Here is a 10,879-nt window from a genome sequence, read left to right on the forward strand (position 1 = left end):
TGCGAGGGTCACAGGTTCGAATCCCGTCATAGCCACCATAAATTAGTTCAGTTGGGGTATCGCCAAGCGGTAAGGCAGCGGGTTTTGATCTCGCCATCCCTAGGTTCGAATCCTAGTACCCCAGCCATTTTTAAAAGTTCTTTGTCTGTCCTTAGTGACGGTTGAAGAGCGCTGTTGGGGTATCGCCAAGCGGTAAGGCAGCGGGTTTTGATCTCGCCATCCCTAGGTTCGAATCCTAGTACCCCAGCCATTTTTCTGTTCTCTCCCACCTAGGTGGTTGATAACAACGGCTATGTAGCTCAGTTGGTTAGAGCATCGCACTCATAATGCGGGGGTCACAGGTTCGAATCCCGTCATAGCCACCATTAATATTGCGGAAGTGGCGAAATTGGTAGACGCACCAGATTTAGGTTCTGGCGCTTAGGCGTGAGAGTTCGAGTCTCTCCTTCCGCACCATTAACAGCAGTACCAAACAGACCAGCTCAGGCTGGTTTTTTTGTATCCGTTTTTCAGCAGTTCCCCCCTCTTTCTCTCTACTCATCCTATTCTGTTGCCCCTCGGCGATGAACCGACTGAGTACCCATCCCGGCAACACCCCATAGGGCAATAAAAAAGCGGCCCGCAGGCCGCCTGTGTCGTATTCGCTTGTCAGAACGGGAAGAACCAGGGGATGGCGATGACGCTCACCACCATCACCAGCAGGGTGAAGGGCACCCCGATGCGGATGAAATCCACGAACTTGTAGTTGCCAGGCCCCAGCACCAGCGTGTTGACCGGTGACGAGACCGGCGTCATAAAGGCCGCCGAGGCCGCGATGGCGATGGTCATGGCAAAGGGATAGGGGGAAACCCCCATCTGCTGGGCCGTGCCGAGCGCTATGGGCGCCATCAGCACAGCCGTCGCCGTGTTGGAGATAAAGAGCCCGATGGCCGCGCACAGCACGAACAGGCTGGCCAGCATCACGCGAGGCCCCATGTCCCCCACGGCGCTGATAAGACCGCCGACGATAAGATCCACCCCGCCAGTCTTCTGCAGCGCCAGGGCGAAGGGCAACATGCCGACGATCAACAGCAGGGTCGGCCAGTGGATGGACTTGTAGGCGCTCTCCATGTCGATGCAGCGAAACTTGCCCATCAGCAGACAGGCAATCAGCGCCGCAATCACGTTGGGCACGGGATCCGTCACCATCAGGGCAATCATGACTCCGAGGCAGATCAGGGCATGGATGGCCTGACTGCGGGCTGGCGCCATCTCATCCACTTCAGCAGGCAGGCCAAGCAGTAGGAAGTCCCGTATTTTTACCTGTAACTGGCGAATAAGACTCCAGTTACCCACCACCAGCAGGCTGTCCCCCATCTGCAGTGGCTCGTCCACCAGCTTGCCGGTGAGCGCCTCGCCGCCCCGGCGAATGCCCACCACGCTCAGGCCATAGTGGGTTCGAAACGCCACCTCGCGGATGCTCTTGCCGAGCAGGCGGGACTCGGGGATCAGGGCGACCTCGGCCATGCCCACCTCCCGCGCCTGATCGGAGAAATATTCCCCCCGCAAGATCATGGGCTCGAGCCGCGCCTCGCTGCAGAACTCGCGAATGTCCACCTCGGGATCGGACATGTCGATGAGCAGCACGTCTTTGGCCTGAAACTCGGTGACGCCGGAAACGGTCACCATCACCCGCCGAAACTTGCGCCAGCGCTCCAGCCCGATGACGTTGGCGCCGTAGCGGGCGCGCAGCTGCAACTCGTCCAGGGTCTGGCCAATCAGCGGGGAGTCCGGGCGGATCGCCAATCGGCGGGCACGGCCAGCCAAGCGGTAATCGCGGATGAGATCGCGCATGGTGCTGCGCCCCGCCTGCTTGCCCTTGCCCTCTTCCCCTTCGCGCACCAGATGGTTGCGCATCAGCAGCATGTAGAGCACCCCCAGCCCCAGGATCAGCACGCCCATGGGGGTGAAGCCGAAGAAGCCGAAGCCCTGGATGCCGTGGCGCATCAGCTCACTGTTGACCACCATGTTGGGGGGCGTCGCCACCAGCGTCATCATGCCGCTGATGAGGCCGGCAAAGCCGAGCGGCATCATCAGCCGCCCGGCCGGGATCCCCATCCGGTTCGCCACGCTCAGCACCACGGGGATGAAGATGGCCACCACCCCTGTGCTGCTCATCACGGCCCCCAGGGTCGCCACCGCCACCATCAGCAGCACCAGCAAGCGGGTCTCGCTGCTGCCCGCCACCTTCACCAGGGCATCCCCCACCTGGTAGGCGATGCCGGTGCGCACCAGCCCCTCCCCTACCACGAACAGGGCGGCGATCAGGATGACGTTGGGATCGCTGAACCCCGCCAGCGCCTCCGGCAGGGTCAGGGTGCCGCTCAGCACGAACAGGATGACAATCCCCAAGGCCACCACGTCCATGCGCACCTTGTTGGTAATAAACAGATAGATGGCGCCCACCAGCATGCAGAGGACCCAGATCAACTCGGAATTCACACTCGCTCCTTATGTTCGTTTCTCCCTTGCGAGAGACGCTGCGCCTCATCAGACCACAGCCGCTCCCACCCTAACTTGTTACATATCAATAAAGATGGGCTCCATCATCGCATATCCGGGCCCCCATGGAGCCGCTAAAAATAGCGGTTGGCTGGCCCGTTTCTCGCCATTATTTGATGCCGACCGCCCCCGGGCGGACAAAAGTCCTGCACCGCCCCTGATTTGGCCCATAAAATGGGGCCATCTCCCCTGTCTGCGTTCAAAGGAAATGACAATGAGCATATTCGAGTGGTTCAGCATCCATCACACCCTGGTGACCATACCGCTCGGCGGTGGTTACGCCATGTCCTGGATTGAAGCCGTCGGCACCCTGTTCGGGCTGGCCTGCATCTGGTGCGCCAGCCAGGAAAAGACCATCAACTACCTGTTTGGCCTGATCAACGTCAGCCTGTTTGCCATCATCTTCTTCCAGATCCAGCTCTACGGCCTGCTGATGCTGCAGCTGTTCTTCTTCTGCGCCAACCTCTACGGCTGGTACGCCTGGACCCGTCCCGCCAACGAGCAAGGGGAGACATTGCAGATCCGCTGGCTGAGCCGACCCAAGCTGCTGCTGACGGCCCTGGTGAGCATCGTCGCCATCGCCCTGCTGACCCGCTACATAGACCCGGTCTTCGCCACCCTGGCGCGCACCTCGGTCGCCCTGCTCAATCTGTTTGGCGCCAATCTCGCCATCCCTGAGCCCTCCCCCGACGCCTTCCCGTTCTGGGATGCCTGCATGACGGTGCTCTCCGTGGTGGCCCAGATCCTGATGACCCGCAAATACGTGGAGAACTGGATCCTCTGGGTGGTCATCAACCTCATCAGCATCGGCGTCTATGCCGCCCAGGGGGTCTATGCCATGTCCCTTGAGTACCTGATCCTGCTGTTTATCGCCGCCAACGGCACCCGCCTCTGGATGCTGGCGGCCAAACGCCCGCAGGATGCAGCCGCATGAGCCTGCTGCCCCACCTGCAGTGTCGCCCGGACCAGATAGCCGAGCGGGTTATCCTGTGCGGCGATCCGGCCAGAGTCGATCGCATCGCCAGCCAGCTCGAGGGCAGTGAATTACTCGGCCAGAACCGGGAGTTTCGCCTAATCAACGGCCTCTATCAGGGCCTGCCTGTCACCGTCTGCAGCACTGGCATCGGCGGTGCCTCCGCCATCATAGCGCTGGAGGAGCTGGTACAGGCCGGCGCCCGGGCTCTGGTGCGGGTTGGCTCGGCGGGGGCCTTGCAGCATGAGATAGCGCTGGGAGACCTTGTCGTGGTGGAAGGGGCCGTGCGCCACGATGGGGGCTCACTGGCCTATCTGCCCCCCGAGTACCCAGCCTGCGCCGATCTGTGCCTGCAACTGAGCTTGCTCGAGCGGATCGCCGCCAGCGGTCACCCCCACTGGCATGGGCTGGTGCGCTCCCACGACAGCTTCTATCGGGACGACGAGCAGGCGGTGTGCCGATACTGGCATGAGCGCGGGGTGCTCGGGGCGGACATGGAGACCGCCTCCCTGCTCACGGTCGGGCGCCTTCGCAAGGTGCGGGTCGCCGCCGTGCTCTGCAACGTGGTGGCGTTCGAGCAGGATGTGCAGCAGGGGGTGAGCGATTATGCCAAGAGCGAAGCCGCCATGATGGCGGGCGAGCGACTGGCCATCGCCGCCGCGCTCCATGCCCTGACCCGATAAGACCCGCCTTGGCGGGGAAGCCCCGGCCGAGGCGTCTTGTCCTATGCAAGGGTCACATTCGGGGGTACGCGCACTGGCATCCGGCCTTGGCTCTTGCTAGCCTCTGTGCCTTCACCGCCTCTTGCAGATGCCCATGCAGCAACAACCCTATCCCCTAGGCCGTTTCCAAGCCGAACTCCAGGCACTCGAGCCCCGCTTCGCCAGTGCCCTTGAGGCGTGCCGCCTGCACCTGCGCCGTTATCTGCCAGGGGAATCCATCATGCGCCAGGGAGAGCAGTGCGAGCACCTCTATCTGGTGAAGCGGGGCCGGGTCTCCCTCAACAGCGCCGTCCATTCCGGGCGCCTGTTCCAGCTCGGGGAGATTGAGTGCCACCACCAGATCTTCGGCGAGATGGAGTTCTTTGGCGCGGCCCCCGTGCAGTGGAACGTGGTGGCCGAGACCGAGCTCGATGCCAGCGTCATCTGTGCCCACAAGCTGGCCCAACGCCTGCTGGCCGAGCCCGAACTGGTGCTCTTCTTCGCCGCGGCCCTGGCCTGCGACTATCTCGATACCCTGGACATCACCACCAGCCGCCTGCTGCACCCCATCGCCTACAACATCGCCTATGAGCTGTGGCGCGAGCGCCAGCGCACCCCCATGCTGGGGTCGCGCAAGCGGGCCCACGAGGCGGCGCGTTTTGGCACCACGGAACGGGTCTATCGCCGCGCCCTCAAGGAGCTGATCGAGCAGGGTATCGTCGGTGAGGGCATTGATGGCCCCGTCATCGCCGATCTCGCCAAGCTGCGCACCTACCTCAGTCTCTGATCCCCATTAACCCTTTTCAGGAGCCAACATGTCCGCCCATCCCTACCCCGAGTTCACCTTCTTCAGCCGCTTCGTGGATGACATCCAGGCGGGTCGCAAGACCATCACCATCCGCGACGAGAGCGAGGCCCACTGGCAACCGGGCCAGCGCCTCTCCCTGTTCACCAACCCCGAGCACCAGCCCTTCGGCGCCATCGAGGTGCTGACGGTGACGCCAGTGGCGTTCGATGCGCTCAGCGACGAGCACGCCCGCCAGGAGAACATGACACTCGCCGAGCTCAAACAGGTGATCCGGGACATCTATCCCGAGCTGCCGCCGCTCTATGTGATTGAATTCAAGCTGATCTAACCGCGAATTCGTGAGCTCCCTCACGGCGGGTCTCTTGCCATGGGCGGCCAGAGGCGCATAATGACTGTATTTATATACAGTTATTATGGAGTGTCCCATGCAAACCGCTCTCGAACCCGCCATCGCCGAGATAGTCGACGGCTTTATCGCCGCCGGCCGCCCCAAGGCCAGTGAACTGAGCTGGCAAGCCAGACGCGAAGGCTATCTCGCCTCGGCTTCCCTCGGTGGCGAGCGGGAGCAGGTTGGGGCCATAGAGGAGTGGCACGAACCCCACTATGCCGTGCGCCTCTATCGTCCAGCCCAGGCGGCACCCTCCCACCCTGCCCTCATCTACTTCCACGGCGGCTGCTTCATAAGCGGGGAGTTCGAGACCCACGATCGTCAGCTGCGCATGCTGTGCAACCGCGCCAATGCCCTGGTGTTTGCGGTGCACACCCGCCTCGCCCCCGAGCATGTCTACCCGGCCGCCCACGACGACGCCATGGCGGCGACCCTGTCCATCATGGATCGTCTCGCCGAGTGGGGTGGGCACAGCGGGCGCCTGATGCTGGCCGGTGACAGCGCAGGCGGCCATCTGGCCCTGGTCACGGCGCTGCGTCTCAAGGCCATGCAGGCGCCCCAGCCTGCGGCGCTGTGCCTCCTCTACCCCATGCTGGACGCAGGCGGTGCGAGCGACAGCTATCGCACCTATGGCGAGGATTACCTCATCACCGCCGACATGTTGCTGAGCGGCTATCACGCCTATCTGGGCGCCCTGCCCATCGATCACCCCGAGGCCAGCCCGCTTCATCATCCAGATCTTGCAGATCTGCCCCCCACCCATATCCTCACCGCCGAATACGATCCCCTGCGCGATGAGGGGGAGGCCCTCTATCGCGCCCTGCTCGCGGCCGGGGTCGAGGCAAGCTGCCAGCGTCAGCTAGGCGTCATCCACGGCTTCTTCCAGCTCGCTGGTATCAGCCCGGCGGCGCGCCAGAGCATAAACCAGGTGGCGGCCTGGCTGCGCCGCCTCTGAGTTGGCCTTGCCCGGCGGTTGTGCTAATAGTGTCTCCTTTGAATCGATAAGGAGTTCAAGGTGCTTGAGATAACCAGTTTGCGAGAAGCCATGATGCACGGGGTCGAGCTGTTCCAGTTGCTGCTGGAGCTCATCTCCATCGCCTGCGTGGTAATTGGCCTTGGCAAGACGCTCTGGCTGGCGGCGCGGGTGCGGGATCACGCCCCCGGCTTCCCCCGCATCCGGCTCTGTTTCGGCAGCTGGCTCATCCTGGCGCTGGAGTTTCAGCTCGCCGCCGATATCCTGGCGACCACGGTATCGCCGAGCAAGGAGGAGCTGATCCAGCTCGCCATCATCGCGGTGATCCGCACCTTCCTGAACTACTTCCTCGGCAAGGAGCTGGATGCCCAGACCGAGCGCCAGCAGGAAAAATCGGCATAGTTTGTCGCCACACATAGGCGCCCGCAGCAGGGCTTATATCTCCTGTGGCCAGGTCGATGCGGTGGGCCACGGGTTGCGCTAGCCTGCGTATTTGTGTGTTCCCGCAGCCAAACCAGGCGTAGATCGGACATAAACGGCTACCAGAACCTCTATATCCACACCTTTTTCAGGGTGTGAAATCCACCGGCACAACTATGGGCCATCACCACCAACCCATTGATAATAAATGAGTAAATAAAGTGGTCTCAGGTGATTATTTATCCCGTTTGATGCAGATCCTTCCCCCTCTTACTATGTGAGTGACCTATCCATGGCCGGTTGCTCGCAGCCGGCCTTATACACTGGCATAGCAAGTGGGCAATTCATGATCACCACAGACGGTAATAACGCGGTCGCCTCAGTGGCCTACCGCACCAGCGAAGTCATCGCCATCTACCCCATCACCCCGAGCTCCAGCATGGCGGAGCAGGCGTCGGCCTGGTCGAGCGATCGGGGCCTGAATCTGTGGGGTGACGTGCCTCGAGTTGTCGAGATGCAGTCGGAGGGCGGGGCCATCGCCACCGTTCACGGCGCCTTGCAGACGGGCGCGCTGGCGACTTCGTTTACCTCGTCCCAGGGCCTGCTGCTGATGATCCCCAACCTCTACAAGTTGGCGGGTCAGCTCATCCCCTTCGTGCTGCACGTGGCGGCACGCACGGTCGCGACCCATGCCCTGTCGATTTTCGGCGATCATTCGGACGTGATGGCGGTACGCCAGACCGGCTGCGCCATGCTCTGCGCCAGCAACGTGCAAGAGGCGCAAGACTTCGCCCTGATCTCCCAGGTGGCCAGCCTCAACAGCCGGCTGCCCTTTATTCACTTCTTCGACGGTTTTCGCACCTCCCACGAGATAGCCAAGATAGTGCCGCTGGCGGATGACACCCTGCGTGCCCTGCTGCCGGAAGCGGCCATCCGTGCCCACCGCGAGCGCGCCCTGAGCCCGGATAACCCCGTCATTCGTGGCACCGCCGCCAACCCGGACACCTATTTCCAGTGCCGGGAGGCCACCAACCCCTGGTATGACGACGCCTACCGTCACGTGAGCGAGGCGATGGACGCCTTCGGCGAACAGACCGGCCGCCACTACCAGCCGTTCGAATATGTGGGTCATCCAGAGGCAGAGCGGGTACTAGTACTGATGGGTTCCGCCATCGGCACCTGCGAGGAGGTGATCACGCGGCTGCTTGAGCAAGGAGAGAAGGTGGGGCTGGTGAAGGTGCGCCTCTACCGCCCCTTCAGGGCAGAGCATCTGCTGGCGGTCATCCCTGAGAGCGCCAGCAAGATTGCGGTACTGGATCGCACCAAGGAGCCGGGCGCCCAGGCAGAGCCGCTCTATCTGGACGTGATGAGCGCCCTGGCCGAGGCGGTCAGCCGGGGCGAACGTGCCAGCCTGCCGCGGGTCATCGGCGGTCGCTACGGCCTCTCCTCCAAGGAGTTCAATCCGGCCTGCGTGCAGGCCATCTTCGATGAGCTGGCACTGGACAACCCAAGGCCGCGCTTCACCGTCGGCATCTTCGACGACGTCACCGGTCTCTCCCTGCCACTGCCGGTCCTCGATTATCCGAGCCAGAGCAAGCTGGAGGCACTGTTCTACGGCCTTGGCAGCGACGGCACCGTCTCGGCGGCCAAGAACAGCATCAAGATCCTCGGCAACCACACCCCGCTCTATCCCCAGGGCTATTTCGTCTATGACTCCAAGAAGGCGGGGGGCCTCACCGTCTCCCACCTGAGGGTGAATGAAGGGCCGGTGCAATCGGCCTACCTGGTGGACGAGGCGGACTTCATCGGCTGCCACCAGTGGCAGTTCATCGACATGTACCAGATGGCGGAGCGGCTCAAGCCGAACGGGATCTTCCTGCTCAACAGCCCCTACGACGCCGACCAGATCTGGCAGCGACTGCCGCAAGAGGTGCAACAGGTGCTGCGCGAGAAACGCGCCCGTCTCTACACCATCAACGCCGCCAGGATTGCCCGGGAATGCCAGCTCGGTAGCCGCATCAATACAGTGATGCAGATGGCCTTCTTCCAGCTGACCGCCATCATACCGCCAGCAGAGGCCACCGACTTGCTCAAGCAGGCCATCGCATCGAGCTACGGCAACAAGAGCAGCGAACTGGTCGAGCGCAACTGGCAGGCCCTGGCCGCCACCTGCGAGGCGCTGATCCCGGTGCCGCTGCAGGTGCTTGATAGCAGCAGCCATCAGCGCCCCCCCGTGGTGTCCGCCAAGGCCCCCGACTTCGTGCAGACAGTCACCGCCGCCATGCTGGCGGGGCTCGGCGACAGCCTGCCGGTTTCTGCCTTCCCGCCCGATGGCACCTGGCCGGTGGGCACCACCCGCTGGGAGAAGCGCAACATCGCCCAGGAGGTGCCGATCTGGCAGGCGGATCTCTGCACCCAGTGCAACTACTGCGTGGCCGCCTGCCCGCACTCCGCCATCCGCGCCAAGGTGGTGGACAAGGATTCGCTCGAGGGTGCTCCCGGGACCCTGGACGCCCTGGATGTGAAGGCCCGCGACATGCGCGGCCAGCAATATGTGCTGCAGGTAGCGCCTGAGGATTGCACCGGCTGCAACCTCTGCGTCGAAGTCTGCCCGGCCAAGGATCGCACCGATCCGAGCCGCAAGGCGATCAACATGGAATCGCGGCTCGACCACCTCGAGGCCCAGAAGGCGAACTACGACTTCTTCCTGGACCTCCCTGAGCGCACGGCAGAGCAACTGGAGCGCATCGACATTCGCACCTCCCAGCTCATCTCGCCGCTGTTTGAATACTCCGGCGCCTGCTCCGGCTGCGGCGAGACCCCCTACATCAAACTGCTGACCCAGCTCTACGGGGACAGGCTGCTGATTGCCAACGCCACCGGCTGCTCGTCCATCTATGGCGGCAACCTGCCCACCACCCCCTACACCACCAACGCCGAGGGCCGTGGCCCGGCCTGGGCGAACTCCTTGTTCGAGGACAACGCCGAGTTTGGCTTGGGTTTCAGGCTCACCGTCGATCAGCATCGCGACCGGGTACGCCGCCTGATGGCAAGCCTGAGGGATGTCGTTCCGGCCGAGCTGCAGCAGGCACTGCAAGATGCCAGCCTGCCGGTCTCCGAGCAGCGGGCCCATATCCAGCAACTGCGCAGCCTGCTGCAAGGGAGCACCGAGCCGGGGGCGGCAGAGCTCGCGCGGGACGCGGATCACCTGGTGGACAAGTCGGTCTGGCTCATCGGCGGCGATGGCTGGGCCTATGACATCGGCTTCGGCGGCCTCGACCACGTGCTGAGCCTGGGGGAGAACATCAACGTACTGGTGCTCGATACCCAGTGCTACTCCAACACCGGCGGCCAGCAGTCCAAGGCGACGCCGCTCGGCGCCATCACCAAGTTTGGCGAGCAGGGCAAGCGCAAGGCCCGCAAGGATCTCGGCGCCAGCGTCATGATGTATGGCCACGTCTATGTGGCGCAGATCTCCCTCGGCGCCCAGATGAACCAGACGGTAAAAGCCATTCAGGAGGCGGAAGCCTACCCGGGCCCGTCCCTCATCATCGCCTACAGCCCCTGTGAGGAGCACGGCTACGATCTGGCCCAGAGCCACGAGCAGATGAAGCAGCTGACCGCCACCGGCTTCTGGCCGCTCTACCGCTACGACCCCCGTCGCAGCGAGGAGGGCAAGGCGCCGCTGGCGCTGGACTCCCGGGCGCCGACGGCCTCCCTCGCCGAGACACTGCAGCAGGAGCCCCGCTTCAAGCGGCTGGAACGCCAGTTGCCGGAAATCGCCACCCAGCTCTACCGGGAGGCGGAGCTGGATGCCAGCCGTCGCTTCGCCTGGCTGAGTCAGCTCGCCGGCAAGGAGGCGCCAGCCCAAGAGTAAGCGGCCTGACGGTCGACCTCAGCCAATAAAAAAAGAGGGCTCCCCATGGGGAGCCCTCTTGCTATCTGGGATACCGCCATCAGGCAGGCTTGCTGGCCAGCTCGTGGCGTTTCAAGGCCAGCAAGGTGATAAGCAGGGCGGCGCTGGCGATCAGCGCCATGCCGACGTAGGTGGCACCCCTGTCTCTTATACACATCT

At 63.2% G+C, this 10,879-nt stretch carries 8 protein-coding genes and 4 tRNA genes; 11 read left to right on the forward strand and 1 reads right to left on the reverse strand.

Translation table 11 applies throughout. The features are described 5' to 3' along the window. Positions 1-52 precede the first annotated feature (52 nt). The 4 genes from CUC44_RS20595 to CUC44_RS20610 all read left to right on the forward strand — a co-directional run bounded on the left by CUC44_RS20595 (position 53) and on the right by CUC44_RS20610 (position 456). Positions 53-127 (forward strand) — tRNA-Gln (locus CUC44_RS20595). Between the two features lie 48 nt (positions 128-175). Further along, positions 176-250 (forward strand) — tRNA-Gln (locus CUC44_RS20600). Between the two features lie 38 nt (positions 251-288). Further along, positions 289-365 (forward strand) — tRNA-Met (locus CUC44_RS20605). Positions 366-373: 8 nt separating this feature from the next. Further along, a tRNA-Leu gene (locus CUC44_RS20610) sits at positions 374-456 on the forward strand. 192 nt (positions 457-648) lie between these two features. On the opposite strand, the gene CUC44_RS20615 is transcribed toward CUC44_RS20610, so the two are convergent. Further along, positions 649-2,481: an SLC13 family permease gene (locus tag CUC44_RS20615; protein WP_100861723.1), complete on the reverse strand. Its 1,833-nt coding sequence runs from the start codon at positions 2,479-2,481 to the stop codon at positions 649-651. Between the two features lie 274 nt (positions 2,482-2,755). On the opposite strand from CUC44_RS20615, the gene pnuC reads away from it, so the two are divergent. The 7 genes from pnuC to nifJ all read left to right on the forward strand — a co-directional run bounded on the left by pnuC (position 2,756) and on the right by nifJ (position 10,681). Further along, positions 2,756-3,475, forward strand: coding sequence for a nicotinamide riboside transporter PnuC (gene pnuC, locus CUC44_RS20620; protein WP_100861724.1), 720 nt, complete (start codon positions 2,756-2,758; stop codon positions 3,473-3,475). Further along, positions 3,472-4,197: a nucleoside phosphorylase gene (locus CUC44_RS20625; protein ID WP_100861725.1), complete on the forward strand. Its 726-nt coding sequence runs from the start codon at positions 3,472-3,474 to the stop codon at positions 4,195-4,197. The genes pnuC and CUC44_RS20625 overlap by 4 nt, the downstream gene beginning before the upstream one ends. A 133-nt stretch (positions 4,198-4,330) precedes the next feature. Next, positions 4,331-5,002 carry a Crp/Fnr family transcriptional regulator gene (locus CUC44_RS20630; protein ID WP_100861726.1) on the forward strand — a complete coding sequence of 224 codons (672 nt, stop codon included), beginning with the start codon at positions 4,331-4,333 and terminating at the stop codon, positions 5,000-5,002. Between the two features lie 28 nt (positions 5,003-5,030). Then, complete coding sequence (gene yqfB / locus CUC44_RS20635; protein WP_100861727.1) at positions 5,031-5,351, forward strand: N(4)-acetylcytidine aminohydrolase; 321 nt, start codon at positions 5,031-5,033, stop codon at positions 5,349-5,351. Between the two features lie 97 nt (positions 5,352-5,448). Then, entirely contained in the window at positions 5,449-6,366 is a 918-nt protein-coding gene (locus tag CUC44_RS20640; protein WP_100861728.1) for an alpha/beta hydrolase, read from the forward strand. A 60-nt stretch (positions 6,367-6,426) separates the two neighbouring features. Further along, a complete protein-coding gene (locus tag CUC44_RS20645; RefSeq protein WP_167388973.1) occupies positions 6,427-6,786 on the forward strand; it encodes a DUF1622 domain-containing protein in 360 nt (119 codons plus the stop codon). Between the two features lie 364 nt (positions 6,787-7,150). After that, positions 7,151-10,681, forward strand: coding sequence for a pyruvate:ferredoxin (flavodoxin) oxidoreductase (nifJ, locus tag CUC44_RS20650; RefSeq protein WP_100861729.1), 3,531 nt, complete (start codon positions 7,151-7,153; stop codon positions 10,679-10,681). The last annotated feature ends 198 nt before the right edge of the window (positions 10,682-10,879 follow it).

Source organism: Aeromonas lusitana, assembly GCF_002812985.1.
GTDB classification, from domain to species: Bacteria; Pseudomonadota; Gammaproteobacteria; order Enterobacterales; family Aeromonadaceae; genus Aeromonas; species Aeromonas lusitana.